A 19,870-nucleotide genomic window follows, 5' to 3' on the forward strand; every position below is an offset into this window, starting at 1 on the left:
GGTCAGCGCTCCTCGGCCCGGAGCGGCGTGGCTGGCGCAGTCTGCTTGCTGACGGGATCGTCGCTAGTCGGCGCAGGCGACGTGGCCTGCGGGGTCGTGGACGGACGTTCCCGGTCGAGGCCCAAGAAACGGTCGCGGCTTTCGGCCCAGACGCGAAGGCATTCGGCGTCACGCGCACCGGCCTCGCCGAGCCGCTGGCACCGGCGCTGACCCTCGCGCAACGGATCGGGAGCGGCCGGCGCGGCGATGGCCGGCACCGGGTTTGGCGGCGTCTCGTCCGTGCGGGTCATCTCGATCGCCGTCGCGGTGACGGCGATCGAAACGAAGATGACCGCGCCGAGGCGCGCGAGGGTCCTGCCGTCCACGGTCGCGCCCTCAATTGCCGTTGTTGAACATCTGCGCGTTGCCGGGCTGGTAGCCCGTGCCCGGCGTCAGGAAGCGGCGGCGCTGTTCGCGGCCCTGTTCGGCGGCGGCCGCCCGCTCGGCCTCGGTCAACGCCTGCGCCCGGCCATTGGCGGCGACGACGGCGGTGAGATCGGCGAGCTGCTGGGCCTGAAGCGCCAGAAGCTGGTTGCCGGCCTGTGTCGCCTGGAGTGCGCCGGTCGCGGACTGGCTCGATCCGACAAGCGCCGACATCTGGGCGCGGTTGGTGTCGATGTTGCCGACGACGCCGGCCTGCACCTTCATCGCGTCCTGCAAGCCGCCGACGGTGTTCTGCCAGCGTGACCGGGCGTCGGTGACGAGCTGGCTGTCGGTGGCCGACATCGAGACGTTGCCGTATTGCTGCTGAAAGGCACGGTCGATCTGCTGGACGTTAAAAGCGATGCCCTGCGCCTGTGACAGAAGCTGCTGGGTCCGCTGGACGCTCTGCTGAAGCTGTTGCAGCGACGAATATGGCAGGCTGGCGAGGTTGCGCGCCTGGTTCATCAGCATCTGTGCTTCGTTCTGAAGCTGGGTGATCTGCTGATTGACCGACTGGAGCGTGCGCGCCGCCGTCAGGATGTTCTGGGCATAGTTCGACGGATCGAACACCACCCACTGCGCCGCAGCGGGCGTGGTGAACATCGGCGACAGCGCGAGCGGAACGGACAGAATGGATGCGGCGACAAACGCCGCCCGTGAACGACGAAGCATCATGATGGTGTCTCCATATTGGTGAGGTCGGGGATCAGGTCTGCCGCCCAGGCGACGCCGCGATGGCGCAGCCAGGCGGCGAGAAAACCGTCGCGGCCATGTTCCGCGACGATCCGGGCGATGTCGGTCTGGTCGGTCTTCGACGAGGCGGCGCAGAGCGCCAGCGCCACGTCGGACAGCCCCAGCTCGAACAGCCGGTTGCCGCGCCGCGACTGGCAGTAATAGTCGCGCTTCGGCGTGGCCCGCGCGAGGATCTCGATCTGGCGGTCGTTCAGGCCGAAGCGGCGATAGATCGCTGTGATCTGCGGCTCGATCGCGCGTTCGTTGGGGAGCAGAAGTCGGGTCTGGCAGCTTTCGATGATCGCAGGCGCGATGGCCGAACCGTCGATGTCCGACAGCGACTGTGTGGCGAAGACGACGCTGGCGTTCTTCTTTCGCAGCGTCTTCAGCCATTCGCGGAGCTGGCCGGCGAACCCCTCGTCGTCGAGCGCCAGCCAGCCCTCGTCGATGATGATGAGCGTGGGGCTACCGTCCAACCGGTCGCCGATCCGGTGGAACAGGTAGGCGAGCACGGCAGGCGCTGCGTCGGTGCCGATCAGTCCCTCGGTCTCGAACGCCTGAACCGTGGCCGAGCCGAGATGTTCGTTTTCGGCATCGAGCAGCCGGCCATACGCACCGCCGACGCAATACGGCCGCAGCGCCTGCTTCAGGTCATTGGACTGGAGCAGGACCGCCAAGCCGGTGATCGTGCGCTCGCCGATCGGAGCGGAGGCGAGCGAGGTCAGCGCCGTCCAGATATGTTCCTTCACCTCCGGCGTGATGGTGACGCCCTCGCGGATGAGGATGGCGACGATCCAGTCGGCGGCCCAGGCGCGTTCGGGGACATCGTGGATGCGGGCGAGCGGCTGAAGCGACACGCTGTCGTCGGCCCCCTCCGACAGATTGCCGCCGAGATCGTGCCAGTCGCCGCCCATCGCCAACGCTGCGGCGCGGATCGATCCCCCGAAATCGAAGGCGAACACCTGCGCACCTGCATAGCGCCGGAACTGCAACGCCATCAGCGCCAGCAGCACGGACTTGCCCGCACCGGTCGGGCCGACGATCAGCGTATGGCCGACATCGCCGACGTGAAGGGATAACCGGAACGGGGTCGAGCCTTCGGTCTGACCGAAGAGCAGTGGGGGCGCTGCAAAATGCTCGTCCCGTTCCGGACCCGCCCACACCGCGCTTAGCGGTATCATATGGGCGAGGTTCAAAGTGCTGATGGGGGGGTGGCGGACGTTGGCGTAGACGTGGCCGGGCAACGAACCGAGCCAGGCGTCCGCCGCGTTGATCGTCTCGGCCATCGCGGTGAAGTCGCGGCCTTGGATGACCTTTTCGACCAGCCGCAGCTTCTCGTCGGCGAGACGCGGGTCGGTGTCCCAGACCGTCACGGTCGCGGTGACATAGGCGAGACCGGCATAATCGGCGCCCAGCTCCTGCAACGCCATGTCGGCGTCAGCCGCCTTGTTGGCGGCATCGCTATCGACCAGCGCCGAGGCCTCGTTGGTCATCACCTCCTTCAGGATGGCGGCGATCGACTTGCGCTTGGCGAACCATTGCCGCCGTATCCTGGTCAGCAGCTTGGTGGCATCGGTCTTGTCGAGCAGAATGGCGCGGGTGGACCAGCGATAGGGAAAGGCCAGCCGGTTCAGCTCGTCGAGCAGGCCCGGCGTCGTCGCGGTCGGAAAGCCGGTGATGGTCAGCACGCGCAGATGCCGGTCGCCCAGCATCGGCTCCAGACCGCCGGTCAGCGGCTGGTCGGCGACGAGCGCGTCGAGATACATCGGCGTTTCGGGCACACGGACGCGGTGGCGCTTGGTCGAAACGCAGCCGTGCAGGTAGGTCAGCGTCTCCGCGTCATCGAGCCAGCCGCATTCCGGCATGAAGCCTTCGACCAGTTGCAGCACCCGGTCGGTGCGATCGACGAAGCCGGTGAGCATCTCACGGCCATCGACGCCGGAGCGCTCGCGGCCCTCGTAAAGCCAGGTCTCGGCGCGGGCGGCGTCCTCGGCGGGTGGCAGAAAGCTGAAGGTCAGGAAATAGCTGGATTCATAGTGTGCGCCGGCTTCCTCGAAATCGGCCTTGCGTTCGGCATCGACCAGCGCGGAGGCCGCATCCGGGAATATGCTCGCGGGGTAGACCCCGGCCGAATGGCGCTGCGCCTCGACGAAGATCGCCCATCCCGAGCCGAGGCGGCGGAAGGCGTTGTTGAGCCGCCCGGCCACCGCTACCAATTCGGCGGGGACGGCGGAGTCCAGATCGGGGCCGCGAAACCGTGCGGTGCGCTGGAAGCTGCCGTCTTTGTTGAGGACGACGCCTTCACCCACGAGCGCCACCCAAGGCAGGAAGTCGGCGAGACGGGTGGCGGTGCGGCGATATTCCGCGAGGTTCATCATAGCCGCCCCCTCAAACCGACAGGTGGCCGGGGATGCGCAGATGGCGGCGCACCACATCGACGAACATCGGATCGCGCTTGGCCGCCCACACCGCCGCGATGTGACCGACCACCCAGATGACGAGGCCGACCAGCCAGAGGCGCAGGCCGAGGCCGAGCGCTGCCGCCAGCGTGCCGTTGAGGATGGCGAGACCGCGCGGCGCGCCGCCGAGCAGGATATGCTCGGTCAGCGCGCGGTGGACCGGGACGGCATAGCCCGGCACCTCGGCCTGCTCGACGATGCCCGCCATCAGACGAGCGCCCCGCCGCCGAACGAGAAGAACGACAGGAAGAAGCTCGACGCCGCGAACGCGATCGACAGGCCGAAGACGATCTGGATGAGCCGGCGGAAGCCGCCCGACGTGTCGCCGAAGGCCAGCGCCAAGCCGGTCGAGATGATGACGATCACGGCGATGATCTTGGCGACCGGGCCTTCGATCGACTGGAGGATGGATTGCAGCGGCGCTTCCCACGGCATGGACGAACCGGAGGCATAGGCGGCGGGCGCCAGCATCAGGCTGAGGGAAACGGTGGCGGCGGCTATCGCCATGTGGCGGCAGCCGTGCGAGAGGAAGCGGATCATCGTAGTTCTCCTGTGAGGGTGAGAGCGTGCTGGATGTCGCCGCCGTCGCCGACGGCCGGCACGACGCAGTAATCGCCATCCGGGCCGAGGCCTTCGACGCGGGCGAGTTCGACGAGGCGGCGCTGCGACCCGCGACCGGCGAGCACCGCGACGAGATCGATGGTCTCGGCGATCAGCGCGCGCGGCACGGTGACCACGGCTTCCTGAATGAGCTGTTCGAGACGGCGCAGCGCGCCGATGGCCGAGCCGGCGTGAATCGTGCCGACGCCGCCGGGGTGGCCGGTGCCCCAGGCCTTAAGCAGATCGAGCGCCTCGGGGCCGCGCACCTCGCCGATCGGGATGCGATCCGGCCGCAGGCGCAGTGAGGACCGGACGAGATCGGAGAGCGAGGCGACGCCGTCTTTGGTGCGCATGGCGACGAGGTTGGGCGCGGCGCATTGCAGCTCGCGCGTATCCTCGATGATGACGACGCGATCCGTGGTCTTGGCGACCTCGGCCAAGAGTGCATTGGTCAGCGTCGTCTTGCCGGTCGAGGTGCCGCCGGCGACGAGGATGTTGGCGCGCGACGCCACGGCAATGCGAAGCGCTTCGGCCTGGCCCGCCGACATGATTCCTGCGGCGACGTAATCGTCGAGGGTGAACACGGCGACGGCGGGCTTGCGGATGGCGAAGGCCGGGGCTGCGACGACGGGCGGTAACAGTCCCTCGAACCGCTCGCCGGTCTCGGGCAGCTCGGCCGACACACGCGGGCTACCTGAATGAACTTCGACGCCGACGTGGTGCGCGACCAGGCGCACGATGCGCTCGCCATCCGCTGGGGCAAGCCGCTCGCCCGTGTCGGACAGGCCTTCGGACAGCCGGTCGATCCACAGCCGCCCGTCCGGGTTCAGCATCACCTCGACGACGGTGACGTCTTCCAGAAACCGGGCGATGGCGGGGCCGAGTGCGGTGCGCAGCATCCGCGCGCCACGTTCCAGACCTTGCCGATTGTGATGTGAAGCCGCCACCCGATCCCCGTTTCAGTCGGGGACGACACAGACGCTTCCCCGACGGGGATGATTAAAGGAGCCGTAAGTTGGGCCGGTTCAACAGGTATCTGATAGTGGGCGGGTATCGCGAAGAAAAGGCGGCAATCGGCGGGCCGCTGTTAGTTCTCGTACATCATCATCGATACGACTTAACGCAGTGGTCTGCCACATTCGGGCTTCGGGACAGGGGTAAATTCCCATTGCTGAAATCAAATTGCCACGTCCGGATCAGCGTAGAGCCGCATCCAGTTCCCGGATTAGCTCCCCGACTCTCCCACCTCCCGATGGGGCCGGCGGATAGCGCTTCAAAACGCTCACCACGACCGGCGTCGCGAGATTTCGCGATGTCGCCATGTGGTCGGCCCATGCCGTAGGATCGGCATGGGTGGAGAGTTCAAGCGCTCGTGCTGTATGTGCTGCCGAACCGAGAATGTGTCCCACCTGAGCGGCATTTGCGAGGGGATGGAGGAAGGCTGCGCTTGCGGCGATCATCGCCGCCCGAGCCGCTTCGCCAGCCGCCGGATTTCCGCCATCGCGGGCATCTCTATATGCTCTCATTGCCGCCCATGCCGCATCCCGTATAGCTTTGGTGCGCTTGCCCCCATCCGCGAACGCGCGCGCCACCTCGATCGCAAGCCGAGGTCGCTCATCAGCAGGCAATTCCTCTTCGAAGATCGTCAGCGCGGGACTGGCACATGCCTCGGCATAGCTGGTGACCGCACGAAGCTCGAAAATGCTGAGATCAATATACTCACCGGACTGCATTAGCCCGTTATACGGAAAACGGCTTTCGTGTCCGCATCTGCCATGACCGAAAGGTCTGAAGTATCATCGATCCTCCACGGCGGGACGGGTCGCATCGATGTCTCGCGTCAGCTCCTTCAGGAAACGATCTCCGGTCGCCAGCCGCCGCCCGAGCGATTGCAGGAAGCCGTCGAACCTCTCCGCGCCCTTCGCCCGTGCCGACGCCTGTGCGCTGTCCGGCAACGGCGGCGTGACTGTCAGCCAGAAGCGGATAAACAGCGACAGCGTCTCGCCGAGGATGGCGAGATCCTCGTCCAGCCCTTCGACCTGCCGACCGAGCTTGTCCATGCGGCGAGCGAACACCGCCTCCAGCCGTTCGGAGGCGTCGGCCGACAGGAAGGACGCCACGGCGGCTTCGATCACGGCTGACTTGGAGACGTTGCGTCGAAGTGACAGCGCCTCGACCTTCTTCAACAGGTCCGGCTCGAAATAGACGTTCATGCGTGATTTGGTCTGCATCACGGCGGCTCCTTACAGTTCGATGCCGTCGGCCGGGTCCATCGTTGCCTGACGGGCGACGGACGTGACCTGCTGGCGCATGGTTCGGGATTTGGCGGCGTCCACGTCCGGTTCGTCGTCGAGCACGTCGAACTCGCCGGGCGCCGGGCGTTCGTCCGGCACGATCTCCTCGTGCTCGGGCAATTCCGGCTCTTGGCGGATGCCGGCATTGGCCGGATCGGTCGTGGTGGCGGCGGGTGTCGGCGGTGCCGGTGATGCGGCGGGCGTGGGGATTGTCAGCGCCGACCAGTCGTCGCCCGAAGGCGCTTTCGGCGCCTTTGCCCAGGCGGACAGGTCTGGCGGCGGCAATAGGCGCTCCTTGAATCGCGCATCTTCGTAATAGCGGGCCTTCTTCGCCCGTATCGGCGGCACACCCGCCACCAGCAGCAGCTCGTCGGTCGGCGGAAGCTGCATCACCTCGCCGGGGGTGAGCAGCGGCCGGGCCGTCTCCTGCCGCGACACCATGAGATGGCCGAGCCAGGGCGACAGCCGATGGCCGGCATAGTTGGTGGAATCGCGCATCTCGGTCGCGGTGCCGAGCGTGTCCGATACGCGCTTGGCGGTCCGCTCGTCGTTGGTCGCGAAGGCGACGCGGACGTGGCAGTTGTCGAGCACGGAATTGTTCGCGCCGTAAGCCTTCTCGATCTGGTTGAGCGACTGCGCGATCAGGAAGCTCTTGATGCCGTAGCCGGCCATGAATGCCAGCGCCGACTCGAAGAAGTCGAGCCGGCCGAGAGCCGGAAACTCGTCGAGCATCAACAGCAGCCGGTGGCGATTGCCCGACGCCTTCAACTCCTCGGTCAGCCGCCGCCCAACCTGATTGAGGATCAGCCGGATCAGCGGCTTGGTGCGGGCGATGTCGGAGGGCGGCACGACGAGGTAGAGGCTGACCGGCCGCTTGCCCGACACGAGATCGGCGATGCGCCAGTCGCACCGCTCCGTCACCTTCGCCACCACGGGATCGCGGTAGAGGCCGAGAAACGACATGGCGGTGGACAGCACGCCTGAACGCTCGTTGTCGGATTTGTTCAGCAGCTCGCGCGCCGACGAGGCGATGACAGGATGGACGCCGGCTTCGCCCAGATGCGGGGTGGACATCATCGCGCGCAGAGTCGCGTCCATCGGACGTTTCGGATCGGAGAGGAAGTTGGCGACGCCGGCCAGCGTCTTGTCGGGTTCGGCATAGAGGACGTGGAGGATCACGCCGACCAGCAGCGAATGACTGGTCTTCTCCCAATGGTTCCGCTTGTCGAGCGCGCCTTCGGGATCGACCAGGATGTCGGCGATGTTCTGGACGTCGCGCACCTCCCAATCGCCGCGCCGGACTTCCAGCAAGGGATTGTAGGCCGACGACTTGGAGTCGGTCGGATCGAACAGCAGGACGCGGCCATGGCGCGCGCGAAAGCCCGCCGTCAGGCCCCAGTTCTCGCCCTTGATGTCATGGACGATGACGCTGCCCGGCCAGGTCAGCAGCGTCGGCACGACCAAGCCGACGCCCTTACCGGAACGGGTCGGCGCGAAGCACAGCACATGCTCCGGCCCGTCATGGCGCAGATAGTCGCGCTCCAGCTTGCCGAGCACCACGCCGTCGGGGCCGAGCAATCCGGCCGCCTTCACCTCCTCGGACGAAGCCCAACGGGCAGAGCCGTAGGTGGCGACGTTCTTGGCTCCCCGCGACCGCCAGATCGACAGGCCGATCGCCACGACGATGGCGATGAAGCCGCCCGACGCGGCGACGATCGCACCTTCGATGAAGATCGCGGGCGCATAGGCGTCGTAGGCATACCACCACCAGAAGAACGCGGGCGGATAGTAGAACGGCCAGCCGCCTACCTCGAACCAGGGCGATCCGAGTTGCGCCTGAAACCCGAGCCGCCACGCCGTCCACTCGGTCGCACCCCATGTCGTCGCCAGTACGATGGCGAAAACGATGGTGACTTGGCCCCAGAGGACACGGCTTCCCGACATACAGGATCCAATCGGCAAAAGAGACGGAGCCGATCAGAGAATGGGCGGTTTCGCGAGAGGCAACAGGAAAGCGGAGCGGGCGTGCCACCGGATACTGTGGCGTAGAAATCGGATGGGTCAGCACCCCGTGTTGCGGACTTCCTCGACGGTCTGTTCCAATATGCGCCGATAGCCGATCTTCGTCATCCACTGTGCGCGGGCGAGGTGGCTTTCCCAGCATTTTCGCGTCCGTCCAGTCTCGGTTACCGGATCACGATGCAGAACGATGCGCGCTACCTCCATCCAGTCGGCACGGTCTGCATCGGCATCCAGCAGGCGCAAATAGGTGACGAAATGCACTTCGTCGTAAACGGTCACATCCGGTCCGGTGGGCGCTAGGTCATCGACATCGGGATCGAGTTCGGATTTGACGCGCATTTGCGGCCTCCTTCCGGCACCGCGGCTCGGGAAGATGAATACCTCTTTTTTGCTTCCCATGTGAGACGGTCGATGTCCGGTGCTACAGTCGCACCAAGCATCGTGCCGCCGCCAATAGTGGAAGCGAGCCGATGAATATCACATCGCATAACGAATCGGAACTATCGTTCCTGGAACGATCATTCCTGTTCAGGCTCCGCTTTCGTCATGGATCTCAAGGAGATCATGGCGATCAACCTGCGTCGGATACGTCATGACAAGCAACTGACGCAGGAAGAGCTGGCGGACAGCGCAGGCTTGAGCGCGCGTTACATCGGGGCGGTTGAGCGAGCCGATGTGTCGGCTAGCGTCACTGTCCTCGGCCAGATCGCCGACGCGCTCGGGATCGAACCGGCTGAGCTTGTAAAGAAATCAGGCTAAGCGGTTCATCTCGGCGGCGAGGTCGAGCAGGTTTTTCAACGCCGGGCTGCGGTTATGCGGCGACCAAACCGCACTGAACCGTGCCTGTTCCGTTTCGTCAGCAATCGCCCGAAACGCGATGCCGGGAAAAGGCACATGTGCAGCAGATTCGGGTATGAGCGTCATGCCTTCTCCATCGGCAACCATGTGCATCAGCGTGTCGCGGCCAACGTCGCACCGCTGAATGTTAGGTGTCCGATCCCGCTCGACAATACGGCGGGCGATATGGTTCAGTAATTGCGGACCTGCGCCGCCGTGTTCGACAATGAAGATTTCTGATGAGAGATCGAGCCACTCCAAACGTTTCACGCCCGCTACTGGATGATCTATCGGCATCGCGATGACGAAGGCTTCGCTCCATACCACACGGGAATGGCAATCTGGTAGATCCGTGGCCCCCATGACGAAGGCCAAATCAAGCGATCCGTCCCGCACTTTGCCGAGTACCTCAGCGGACCGCCCCTCGCTGATCGCGAGTTGCATATCCGGATACACTTTCCGATGCCGACGGCGGAGATCGGCAAGGAAACCGGTCGCAATTGAACAATGCAGGCCGATATGCAGACGTCCGACCACACCGGTTGATATCGCACCAGCCGTCGTGACGGCGAGATCCAGATGTTCGATGCCCACAGTGATCTTCGCGACGAAGGAGCGCCCGGCTTCGGTCAACCGCACGCCCCGATGCCGACGCTCGAATAGCAATATCCCAAGTTCTTCTTCCAGCGCCTTGATCCGCGTGCTGACGCTCGACTGGCTGACACCCAGGAAGTTCGCTGCATGTCGGAAGTTCAGATATTCAGCGACGACGATCACCTGCTTGAGTGCGGCTAAAGGGATTCTCGTCCCCATAGCGCCAGCCCTCTGGCCCGCACTGTTTCGATTTGGTGATCGTCGCCGCATGAGCTTGCCCCGCTACCTCGCCCTTCAGGTTGCCCGTTGTCCGACGCGGAATCCGTGCTTTGTGGCATTCCATGCCGCGACCAGCGCGATGACGATCAGCGGCAGAAGCGTCCATGGCAGCGAGCCTGCGCCGGCTTCGTTCATTACAAGTCCACCCACGAGTCCGCCGCCTGCCACCGCAAGGTTGAAGATCGTAACGAGTATGGATTGCGCAACATCGGCCTGTTCGCCCGCAGTGTCGGCCAGGGCCGTTTGGAGCAGGGTCGGGGCACCGCCAAAGGTCAGCCCCCATATCCCAACGCCGATCAGTATGAGCGGCACCGAACCATGCGGGATTGCCAGAAGGAGAGCGGCTGTTGCGAACGCGACCAGACTAAGCAGCGTGACGTTTCGCAGATGCCGATCCACCAGTATACCGGTTCCCCAGATGCCGATGACGGATGCGAGGCCGAAGACCAGCAGGATGAGTTCGACCCCCAGTCCAGCGCGGCTCGCAATGAGAAACGGGGCGACATAGGTGTACAGGATATTGTGCGCCAGTATCCAGGCGAACAACACGACCAGCACCGGTCGAACACCGGGGAGAGTGATCACCTTTCGCACCGGGAGACGCTCCTGTTGTGCCTGGCCGGGAAAATCGGGGACAGCAAGCCGCACCCACACCAGCAGGGCCAGCGCAACGGCGGACATGATCCAGAAGACGGCCCGCCAGTCGGCCAGACCGCCGAGCCAGGCACCGAGTGGCACGCCGAGCGAGAGCGCGATCGGCTGCCCGACGCCGACGATCGCCAGTGCGCGGCCTTGCAAGTGCGGCGGCGCCAGCCGTCGCGCGTAGCCTGCGACAAGGCCCCAGATGACCCCGGCTGCCATGCCGGCAATGAAGCGCGCTAGGAGCGTCAGGCCGTAATGCGCCGATATGGCCGTCAGGGTATTGAAGAACAGAAGCCCCGCGATCGCCAGCAAGAACAACGGGCGGCGATTCCAGCTTCGTGTCGCCGCGATGATCGGAATGGCCGCGACGACCGATCCCAGCGCGTAGACGGTCACGGTCTGACCGGCCATTGCCTCGGAAACCCCGAGACCGGTGCCGATCTGTGGGAGCAGACCGGCCGGCATGTTTTCCGTCATGATAGCGAGGAACCCCGCCACCGTGAACGCCAGCAACTGTCCGACGGGCAACCCATCTTGGGTCGCCCCGGTCTCCGGCGCGCAGCTGGGATTGTTCTTGGATACCGTCATGGGATCACGCACCGGCCAGAAAGGAAGCGGCGATGTCCATTTCGCCATGGCCAGCGGCGACAACGCGCTGAAAGCGAGCCAGACCTGCCTCGACGAGATCCGCACGGATGTCGGTTCCGGCCAACGCTTCCACCACTAGCCGCGCGTCCTTCACGCCGTTCTCGACCGAGAAGCTGGTGGCATAGTCGCCCTTCAGGATCGCGGCCGCCTTGCCCTGGAAATAGCCGCTATCGAGCGGGCCACCCGTGATGGCCTCGATCACGAGTGCCGGATCGATGCCGAGCGCCCCGGCGATCGCGAGGGTTTCGGCCGTTCCATGGGTCAGGGCGAAAACAAAGGCGTTGAGTGCGAGCTTCAACCGGCTGCTCGCTCCGGGTTTGTCGGAAACCCAGATGGTGCGCTGTCCGATGGCGTCGAAAACCGACTGCGCCGTGTCGCGTCCGTTATCCGGCCCGGAAGCGAGAATCGTCAGCTTGCCTTGTTCGGCGGGCTGCCGCGTGCCCTGCACGGGAGAATCGTACAGGACAATGCCATTGTCGGCGGCAAAACCGGCGAGCGTGTCAATGGCTTCGCCGCCTACGGTGCTGAGCTGGAGCCAGATCGCGCCCCGACGTAAACCGGGCAATGCCGCAGTCATCGCGTCAATGACTGCCTGACCGTCCTTCAACACGGTCAAGACAATGGCGGCGTCACGGACAGCATCGGCCGGATTGTCGAAAGGTTGGACGCCGTCGATCGCGAGGCGCTGCGCCTTTTCGGCCGAGCGGTTCCACGCCCGAACCTGAAAGCCTTTGTGGGCGAGATTGCGAGCGACGGCTGCGCCGATCAAGCCCGTGCCGAGGACGGCTATTGAAAGTCTGGAATTGTTGTCTGTCATGAGGTGCTCCTGATTGTAAGTATTTATTTAACGAACGTTCCATAATGGGCCAAAAAAACAGGCCCATTACGTCAGCACGGCCAGTGTCTGGTTGATGATGGCGGTAAGCTTAGCGCGGTCTGCAAAACGCGTGGTTTTGGCTAGGACTCGCAGGCCCTGGACCGAGTTGAAGACGAAGAGCGCCAGGGATTCGGCATCCAACTTAGATCGAATTTCCCCAGCATCCTGGCCGCGCCGAATGGTCTCCTCGATGCCGCGCGTGAGTATGGAGAAGTTCTGCCGTACGAGGTCGGCCACTCTCGGATCGCGACCGGCCATCTCGATCGCGCTGTTGGTAGCGAGGCAACCGCGCTTTTCCGAAGCCTCGATATCGGCATCGACAATGCCCTGCATCAGGTCGCGCAACCGATTAATTGGCGAGCCTTCCTGACGGAGTTGATCGACATGCGCACGCGCACGCTTGTGGTAGCGAAGCAAAGCTTGCTCAAAAAGACCATCCTTGTTCGAATAAGCGGCATAAAGGCTGCCTCGCCCAAGGCCCGTCGCATCGACAAGAGACTGCGCCGAAGTGCCCTCATAGCCGTGACGCCAGAAGGTCTCCATTACCGCGTCCAGTACGCGCTCTTCATCAAACTCTCTCGGGCGGCCCATGAATGCGTCACTTAGTTATTGAATGACTATACCATAAATCACTGTTTGCTGCCCGTCAATGGTCCTGGTTACATCGTGATTCCCCGTTGTCGTCCCAGTTGCCAGGACACCGATCCGGCCTGCGTTATCCCCGTCACCTCTTTGCCAACCTGCCGGTCGATCGCCGGTCGCCACGGGACCAGCGTGAACTCGTGACTCTTCTCGACAATGGCGAACTTGCCGCTGGTGAGCTGGACCGTCCCGGTGAAAGTGCCGCTCACCGTCTCGCCGTCGCCGGCCGCACGGAACGGCATCGGCTTTGACGCCGCCAGTTCCGCCCCGGCGCGGGCGACCTCGCGCGCCTCCAACGTCGATAGAAGATCGCGGCGATAGAGGACGCGACCGTTCTGCTGGCGCGTGGCGTCGCCCTGCTCGATCAGACGCTCGCGGCGGCGCTCCATCGCCTGGCTGACCTCCTGTCCGAACCCCACCGGTCCGATGTCTGACGGGCCACCTCCGACCAACCGCCGATCCAGCCAGGTCGTCCCGTCCGCCATGATCTGCTTCTCCAGATCGAAGGTCGAGAGAACGCTGATATTGAGCTGGCGGCCTTGGCCCGCATCGTGTGCGGCAGCGCGGGCCTCGAAGTCCTGCGGGATGCGCCATTGGTCGACGTCGATCCGCTCGACGATACCGTCGCGGCGCAGCGCTTCCAGCCGCCGGACATGCGCATCGACGAACCCCTCATAGTCGCCGCTGGGCACACGGCCATCGAACCGAGCCTGCTCCAGATGGCGGCTCGGCCGGTAGATGCCGTCTTCGGCCATGCCGGCGATAGCGCGGTCGGCAGGGCGCGGTCCCGCGTCCGTCGCGCCGATCTCGATGACGCTGCCGATGCGGGCGTCCGCCACCTTCGCCTGATCGACGCCGGAGATGTGATGCGTGCGGCCGTCGATGCCGTCGATCACCAGCGTCAGGTTCTCGCCCAGCTCGTCGGAGAGATGCTTGTCCACGACGCGGCCGACGATCGGCATCGCGGGCGCGGCGTCGTGAATCTGGAAACTCATCGGATCGCGGTCATGGCCCTCGGCGCGCATGGCCTTCTGCATGGTCCGAACGATATCGCCGCGGTCGCCCAGCTCGCGCAACGTCGACTCCAGCCGATCGCTCAGTTCCCAGACGCCCGGTGACGTCTCGGTGGCGAGACCCATCTTTTCCAGCTTGCCGAGACGGCGGATGCGAAGTGTCTGGTCCTCCTGACCGCGCAGATCGTCGGGCGTGTGGCGCAGATCGAGCGCGCCGCCTTCGGCCTCGTTCAGCATCGCGCGATCGATGCGGGTGAAGCGGTCCTGGTCGATCTCGGCAGACAGTTTGCGGCGCTGCTCGATCTCGGTGACGGGGCCGAGTTCCAGCGTCGCCAGCTCGCTTGCCCGTTCGCGGATGCCATTGGCGAGATAGTCGCCATTGATGACCAGATCCTCGCCGAGATCGTCGTGGCCGTTGACGATGACGTGGACATGCGGGTGGCCGGTGTTGAAATGGTTGACCGCCACCCAGTCGAGCCGCGTGCCGAGGTCGGCTTCCATCTGGCGCATCAGATCGCGGGTGTGCCCCGTGAGGTCTTCGATCTCGGTCGCATCCTCCGGCGAGACGATGAAGCGGAACTGGTGGCGATCGTCCTTGCCGCGATCAAGGAAGGCGTCACCGTCGGCGCGGTCCTCACCGGCCGAATAGAGTTGGCCGCGCTCGCCATCGCGCGAGGTGCCGTCGCGCTGGATATAGCGCAGATGGGCGGCGGCCTTGCCGCTCTTGCCAGCCGCACGAACCGAGCGCGACTTGACGATGATGCGGCGGCTGCCGGACTGGCGATGACTCCAGCCATTCGACAGGTTTCGGGCACGAACTAAAGCCGCGCCGCGTCCGCGCTTCACACCCCGGCCGGAAGCGACGGCGCCGTTCCGGCCCGACTTGCTGGATACACTGCCGCTGCCGCGCGACACCCGCCCGGACGCCGCGCCATGCTGGCGGGCGATCTTCCTGACCTTGCTGAGGAAGCTCTTCGCCTGGCCGGCCTTCGACGCATCGAAGCGGATGCGACCGGGCTTCGGCCGGAAGCGGTTGTCGTCATCGCCGCTCATGGGCGGCAACCGAGCCGGAACCGCCGGTTTCGGGCGATAGTGCCGCCGAAAACCCGGCGAATACTGGGTTTACCGCACCCCGTGGCACTACCCCTGCGAAACGACAGTGCCGTCCCCAACAGTGTGCAGACAAGGGCTTGGCCCCCGGATCGGACCCATGGGGTGCCGTCCGCTTTAATCTTGCCCTCCCGCCTTCCTACCCCTTCTGCCCATCCCCACCCTGATTCCGCCTGTTCCCACCCAAACCTACTGCACACTGAAAGGGACGGCTCACCACACTGCCGCGCCATTCTCATCGCGGCCCTCCCGGTTCCGCTCGGGCCACGAACAGGCCGCCCGACTGAGGCACGACGGCGGGGACATCGCGCACCGGCGTCGCAGCCGAAGTGTCGCCGGAGTGCGCAGTTTCTGCTACGGACGTGCGGTCGGCCTGCGCGACGAACAGCGGCGCACGGGTCCAAGACAGTGGATCGGCCACCGCGACGACGACCGGCCCGGTGATCTCGCCGCCGCCGACCTGCGGTGCGAGCGTGGCGACATAGGCGCGGGTTTCGGCGGGCAAAGAACGGCCCGCGAGATGCTCTTCGTAGCGTCCGGGACCGGCATTGTATGCGGCGAGAAATCCCGGCGAGCCGTAGCGGTCGTAGAGTTCGCGCAGATACGCCGCGCCCGCCAGGATGTTGTCGCGCGGCTCGTAGGGATCGCTGCCGAGCCGATACCGGGCGCGCAAATCCGCCCAGGTCGGCGTGGATGCGGCGGTGACAAAGCAGGCCATCGGAACGCCGGCGGTGTGCTGAGCGTGGCGGAGTAAAATCCGGCCGTTGGTAAGGTTGCTTCTTTTGGGAGCGGCCGGGGATGTTTGCCGTGGAGAGCTATGCCGCCGTTCGGCGCTTCGTGTTCGTTGAGGGTCACAGCCGTCGGGAGGCAGCGCGGGTGTTCGGGCTGAACCGGGAGACGGTGGCCAAGATGTGCCGGTTCTCACTGCCGCCGGGATATACGCGCAAGGAGCCTGCAGCGAAGCCGAAGCTGGGGCCGCTGCTGCCGGTGATCGATGCGATCCTGGAAGCGGACCAGACAGCGCCGGTGAAGCAGCGGCATACGGCCAAGCGGATCTTCGAACGACTGCGCGACGAGCATGGCTTTGCCGGCGGATATACCGTGGTGAAGGACCATGTTCGGCTCTGCCGGGCACGAGGGCGCGAGACGTTCGTGCCGCTGTCACACCCGCCGGGTCATGCGCAGGTGGATTTTGGCGAGGCGGTCGGCGTGATCGGCGGCGTGCGTCAGAAGATCCACTTTATGTGCATGGACCTGCCGCAGTCGGATGCCTGCTTTGTGAAGGCCTATCCGCGCGAGACGACGGAGGCGTTCCTCGACGGGCATGTGTCGGCGTTCGCGTTCTTCGGCGGCGTGCCGCTGTCGATCCTGTACGACAACACGACGATCGCGGTGGCGAAGATCCTGGGCGACGGGAAGCGTGAACGCACGCGGGCCTTCACCGAGCTGTGCAGCCACTATCTGTTCCGCGATCGCTTCGCACGGCCGGCCAAGGGCAACGACAAGGGCAAGGTCGAAGGGCTGGTCAAGTTCTCGCGCGCCAACTTCATGGTGCCGGTCCCGCACGCTGCCAGCTTCGACGATCTGAACGCCATGTTGGAAGAGCGCTGCCGCGCTCGACAGCGCGATCGTGCCGGCCGCCATGCCGAGACGATCAGCGAGCGGCTGGTGGCCGATCGCACAGCGCTGCGGGCGCTGCCAGCGGTGCCGTTGGAGCCCTGCGAGAAGCGCAGCGGGCGGGTCTCGTCGATGGCGCTCGTGCGCTATCGGACCAACGACTACTCGGTGCCGACCGCCTACGGCTTCCAGGACGTGGTGGTGAAGGGCTTCGTCGCCGAGGTCGTGATCCTGTGCGGCGGCAAGGAGATCGCTCGCCACCAGCGGTGCTATGGCGAAGGCGTGTTCGTCGCCGACCCGCTCCACTATCTGGCGCTGATCGAAACCAAGCCCGGCGCGCTCGACCAAGCCGCGGCGTTGCAGGGCTGGGCGTTGCCGGACGTGTTCCAGCACCTGCGACACCTGCTCGAAGCGCGGATGGGCAACCGGGGCAAGCGTGAGTTTATCCAGGTGCTGCGCCTGCTGGAGGCGCTGCCGCTCGACATCGTCACGGGTGCCGTAACTCACGCGATCCAGATCGGCGCGGTCGGGTTCGATGCGATCAAGCTGATCGCGCTGGCGCGCATCGAGCAGCGACCTGCCAGGCTCGACCTGGCGGCGTATCCGCACCTGCCGCGAACGGCGGTGAAGACGACCTCGGCCGCCGATTATGCGGTGCTGGCGGCATGAGCGGCGCACCCGATACGATGCCGGTCGGCACGATGAGCGGCACGCCGCAGGTGCTGCTGGCCCATCACCTCAAGCAGTTGAAGCTGCCCACCGTGCTGCGCGAGTATGACAAGGTGGCCCGCGAGTGCGCGCGCGATGGCACCGACCACCCGCGCTATCTGTTGCGGCTTATCGAGCTCGAGTTGATCGATCGCGAACGGCGCACGATCGAGCGGCGCATCCGCGCGGCACGGTTCCCGGCGGTGAAGAGCTTCGACACGTTCGAGTTTACCGCGATCCCGAGCCTCAACAAGATGCTCGTCCTGGAGCTTGCCCGCTGTGAGTATGTCCTGCGGCGAGAGAACATCATCGCGCTGGGCAACAGCGGCACGGGCAAGACGCATGTCGCGCTCGCCCTCGGTCTGGCCGCCTGCCAGAAGGGCTTTACCGTGACGTTCACGACCGCCGCCGCGCTGGTCAGCCAGCTGCTGGAAGCGCGCGACGAACGGCGCCTGCTGAAGATGCAGCGCGACCTTGCAGCGGTGAAGCTGCTGATCATCGACGAGCTTGGCTATGTGCCGCTGTCGCCCACGGGCGCCGAGCTGCTGTTCGAGGTGTTCTCCCAAAGGTACGAGCGTGGCTCCACGATCGTCACCTCCAACCTGCCGTTCGAGGACTGGACCCAGGTGCTCGGCAGCGAGCGGCTCACCGGCGCGCTGCTCGACCGGCTCACTCACCACGTCAGCATCCTGACGATGAACGGCGACAGCTACCGGCTGAAGCAGTCCGCCGGCCGTCGACGCTCGGCCGCAAGGGCAGAGCAAAACCAGGGCACCGAGATCATCGACCCCGAAACCGGCGAGATCACCGACACCTGATCGACGACGACAACGATATGAAGAGGGCCCCGATCGGGGCCCTCTTCATATCGTCAGGCCCGCATCAACAATGGCCTGCTTTTACTCCGCCCCGCTGGCCTGGAATCCGACCGGCGTTGACAGTCAGCAGATCCCAAAGCGATTCACTGGCGAGATCAAGTTGAGCCTCAAATACCTTGCGATCCCCGCCGGACTCGGCCTCCACCGCGAACTTACCGACCGTTGCAACGAGCAACAGCCCTTTCGATGTGTCTTCAATGTCGGAGGGTGCCACTTGGAGGAGGGGCTTAACCGCGAAGCCAGCAATGTTGTCGGCGTACTGACGTGACCCCCGTCTTTCATCCAGCGGCAGCCAGAGACCGACCGTTGTTGTCGCGCAGGAGCGCGGGCGAAGCAACGGGCGGGTTTAAACCCGCCCGTTGCTTTTCGAGGTCGGCGGCAAAGGCCGCCGGTGTGGCGTAGCCGAGCGAGGAATGTGGCCGCTCGGTGTTGTAGTCATCGACCCAGTGCGCGAGGATCGAGCGCGCCTGGCGGACCGTGAAGAACAGCGTCTCGTTGAGCAGCTCGTCGCGCATGCGACCGTTGAAGCTCTCGACGAACCCGTTCTGCGTCGGCTTTCCCGGGGCGATATAGTGCCACTCGACGCAAGCATCGCCCGACCACGCGAGAACCGCGTTCGAGGTCAGTTCGGTCCCGTTGTCGCTGACGATCATCCTGGGCGCACCGCGCTCGGCGATCAGATCACCCAGCTCGCGCACCACCCGCTTGCCCGAGATCGACGTGTCGAGCACCGCTCGCAAACACTCGCGCGTCACGTCGTCGACGATGTTGAGGATGCGGAACCGCCGCCCCGTGGCCATCTGGTCGTGGACGAAGTCCAGGCTCCAGCGCTGGTTGGGCAGCGCCAACACGGGTGCCGGTGCCCGCGCACCGACGGCGCGCTTGCGGCCCTTTCGGCGTCGCACCGTCAGACCTTCCTCGCGGTAGAGCCGCTGGGTCTTCTTGCGGTTGATCGTCATGCCGTCGCGCCGCAGCAGGATATGCAGCCGCCGATAGCCGAACCGCCGGCGCTGCTGCGCCAACTCGCGCAGACGCGACCGCAGGTCGCCATCATCCGCCCGGCACGAGCGATACCGCATGCTTTTGCGATCCGCCCCGACGACAGCACACGCCCGCCGCTCGCTCATCCCCAGCGCCGTCTGGAGATGCGCGACCGCTTCCCGCTTCGCGGCAGGCGTTACCATTTTTTTGATAGCAGGTCCTTCAGACCCGCGTTGTCGAGCATCGTGTCCGCCAGCAACCGCTTGAGACGGGCGTTCTCCTCCTCGAGCGCCCGCAACCGCTTCGCATCGGACACCTCCAGACCGCCGAACTTGGCCTTCCACGCATAATAGGTCGCGCTGGACATCCCGTAGCGCCGGCACAGATCCGTCACCACCGCGCCAGCCTCGGCCTCTTTCAGGATGCCGATGATCTGCTCTTCCGAAAACTGCTTCCGCTTCATCTGTCCGTCCCT

At 65.1% G+C, this 19,870-nt stretch carries 20 protein-coding genes and 1 pseudogene; 3 read left to right on the plus strand and 18 right to left on the minus strand.

The window, feature by feature from the left end:
• Positions 1-2: 2 nt before the first annotated feature.
• The 10 genes from trbK-alt to HMP06_RS01340 form a co-directional block, all read right to left on the minus strand.
• Positions 3-365 carry a putative entry exclusion protein TrbK-alt gene (gene trbK-alt, locus HMP06_RS01295; protein ID WP_176495448.1) on the minus strand — a complete coding sequence of 121 codons (363 nt, stop codon included), beginning with the start codon at positions 363-365 and terminating at the stop codon, positions 3-5.
• A gap of 10 nt (positions 366-375) precedes the next feature.
• Positions 376-1,137, minus strand: coding sequence for a P-type conjugative transfer protein TrbJ (gene trbJ / locus HMP06_RS01300; RefSeq protein WP_176495449.1), 762 nt, complete (start codon positions 1,135-1,137; stop codon positions 376-378).
• Positions 1,134-3,572, minus strand: coding sequence for a conjugal transfer protein TrbE (gene trbE / locus HMP06_RS01305; protein WP_176495450.1), 2,439 nt, complete (start codon positions 3,570-3,572; stop codon positions 1,134-1,136). Before trbE ends, trbJ begins: the two co-directional genes overlap by 4 nt.
• A 10-nt stretch (positions 3,573-3,582) precedes the next feature.
• A complete protein-coding gene (locus HMP06_RS01310; protein ID WP_176495451.1) occupies positions 3,583-3,861 on the minus strand; it encodes a VirB3 family type IV secretion system protein in 279 nt (92 codons plus the stop codon).
• A complete protein-coding gene (locus HMP06_RS01315) occupies positions 3,861-4,193 on the minus strand; it encodes a TrbC/VirB2 family protein (protein WP_176495452.1) in 333 nt (110 codons plus the stop codon). Before HMP06_RS01315 ends, HMP06_RS01310 begins: the two co-directional genes overlap by 1 nt.
• On the minus strand, positions 4,190-5,152 hold the full coding sequence (trbB, locus tag HMP06_RS01320; protein ID WP_443026491.1) for a P-type conjugative transfer ATPase TrbB: 963 nt from the start codon (positions 5,150-5,152) through the stop codon (positions 4,190-4,192). The genes HMP06_RS01315 and trbB overlap by 4 nt, the downstream gene beginning before the upstream one ends.
• 297 nt (positions 5,153-5,449) lie before the next feature.
• The gene (locus HMP06_RS01325; RefSeq protein WP_176495454.1) at positions 5,450-5,986 is read right to left on the minus strand and encodes a putative immunity protein; all 537 of its coding nucleotides are present in this window, start codon (positions 5,984-5,986) and stop codon (positions 5,450-5,452) included.
• 63 nt (positions 5,987-6,049) lie between these two features.
• Complete coding sequence (locus HMP06_RS01330; protein ID WP_176495455.1) at positions 6,050-6,484, minus strand: CopG family transcriptional regulator; 435 nt, start codon at positions 6,482-6,484, stop codon at positions 6,050-6,052.
• 12 nt (positions 6,485-6,496) lie between these two features.
• Positions 6,497-8,491 carry a conjugal transfer protein TraG gene (locus HMP06_RS01335; RefSeq protein WP_176495456.1) on the minus strand — a complete coding sequence of 665 codons (1,995 nt, stop codon included), beginning with the start codon at positions 8,489-8,491 and terminating at the stop codon, positions 6,497-6,499.
• Positions 8,492-8,608: 117 nt separating this feature from the next.
• On the minus strand, positions 8,609-8,908 hold the full coding sequence (locus tag HMP06_RS01340) for a DUF2285 domain-containing protein (RefSeq protein WP_176495457.1): 300 nt from the start codon (positions 8,906-8,908) through the stop codon (positions 8,609-8,611).
• 207 nt (positions 8,909-9,115) lie between these two features.
• Between HMP06_RS01340 and HMP06_RS01345 the strand changes: the two genes are divergently transcribed.
• Positions 9,116-9,328 carry a helix-turn-helix domain-containing protein gene (locus HMP06_RS01345; RefSeq protein WP_176495458.1) on the plus strand — a complete coding sequence of 71 codons (213 nt, stop codon included), beginning with the start codon at positions 9,116-9,118 and terminating at the stop codon, positions 9,326-9,328.
• Here the strand turns inward: HMP06_RS01345 and HMP06_RS01350 are convergent.
• The 7 genes and pseudogenes from HMP06_RS01350 to HMP06_RS01375 all read right to left on the minus strand — a co-directional run bounded on the left by HMP06_RS01350 (position 9,320) and on the right by HMP06_RS01375 (position 15,929).
• Complete coding sequence (locus HMP06_RS01350; RefSeq protein WP_176495459.1) at positions 9,320-10,219, minus strand: LysR family transcriptional regulator; 900 nt, start codon at positions 10,217-10,219, stop codon at positions 9,320-9,322. The genes HMP06_RS01345 and HMP06_RS01350 overlap by 9 nt on opposite strands.
• A 75-nt stretch (positions 10,220-10,294) precedes the next feature.
• Positions 10,295-11,614, minus strand: coding sequence for an MFS transporter (locus tag HMP06_RS01355; protein WP_232089808.1), 1,320 nt, complete (start codon positions 11,612-11,614; stop codon positions 10,295-10,297).
• A complete protein-coding gene (locus tag HMP06_RS01360; RefSeq protein ID WP_269473421.1) occupies positions 11,514-12,413 on the minus strand; it encodes an NAD(P)-dependent oxidoreductase in 900 nt (299 codons plus the stop codon). The genes HMP06_RS01355 and HMP06_RS01360 overlap by 101 nt, the downstream gene beginning before the upstream one ends.
• Positions 12,414-12,452: 39 nt before the next feature.
• Positions 12,453-13,037 carry a TetR/AcrR family transcriptional regulator gene (locus tag HMP06_RS01365; protein ID WP_176495461.1) on the minus strand — a complete coding sequence of 195 codons (585 nt, stop codon included), beginning with the start codon at positions 13,035-13,037 and terminating at the stop codon, positions 12,453-12,455.
• A 68-nt stretch (positions 13,038-13,105) separates the two neighbouring features.
• Positions 13,106-14,338 (minus strand): DUF3363 domain-containing protein, encoded by a 1,233-nt coding sequence (locus HMP06_RS18050; protein WP_443026503.1) that lies wholly within the window; start codon positions 14,336-14,338, stop codon positions 13,106-13,108.
• 180 nt (positions 14,339-14,518) lie between these two features.
• Positions 14,519-15,154: pseudogene (locus HMP06_RS18055) on the minus strand (hypothetical protein); the annotation flags it as partial.
• A 292-nt stretch (positions 15,155-15,446) separates the two neighbouring features.
• Complete coding sequence (locus HMP06_RS01375; RefSeq protein WP_197940718.1) at positions 15,447-15,929, minus strand: lytic transglycosylase domain-containing protein; 483 nt, start codon at positions 15,927-15,929, stop codon at positions 15,447-15,449.
• A gap of 80 nt (positions 15,930-16,009) precedes the next feature.
• On the opposite strand from HMP06_RS01375, the gene istA reads away from it, so the two are divergent.
• Complete coding sequence (gene istA / locus HMP06_RS01380; RefSeq protein ID WP_176495463.1) at positions 16,010-17,497, plus strand: IS21 family transposase; 1,488 nt, start codon at positions 16,010-16,012, stop codon at positions 17,495-17,497.
• Between the two features lie 17 nt (positions 17,498-17,514).
• A complete protein-coding gene (gene istB, locus HMP06_RS01385; RefSeq protein ID WP_269473422.1) occupies positions 17,515-18,354 on the plus strand; it encodes an IS21-like element helper ATPase IstB in 840 nt (279 codons plus the stop codon).
• 338 nt (positions 18,355-18,692) lie between these two features.
• On the opposite strand, the gene HMP06_RS01390 is transcribed toward istB, so the two are convergent.
• A protein-coding gene (locus HMP06_RS01390) for an IS3 family transposase (protein ID WP_443026492.1) occupies positions 18,693-19,858 on the minus strand; the annotation gives its coding sequence in 2 pieces (ribosomal slippage) (positions 18,693-19,606 and positions 19,606-19,858; 1,167 coding nt in all).
• Between the last annotated feature and the right edge of the window lie 12 nt (positions 19,859-19,870).

The sequence above is a fragment of the Sphingomonas sp. HMP6 genome (assembly GCF_013374095.1).
Classification (GTDB): domain Bacteria; phylum Pseudomonadota; class Alphaproteobacteria; order Sphingomonadales; family Sphingomonadaceae; genus Sphingomonas.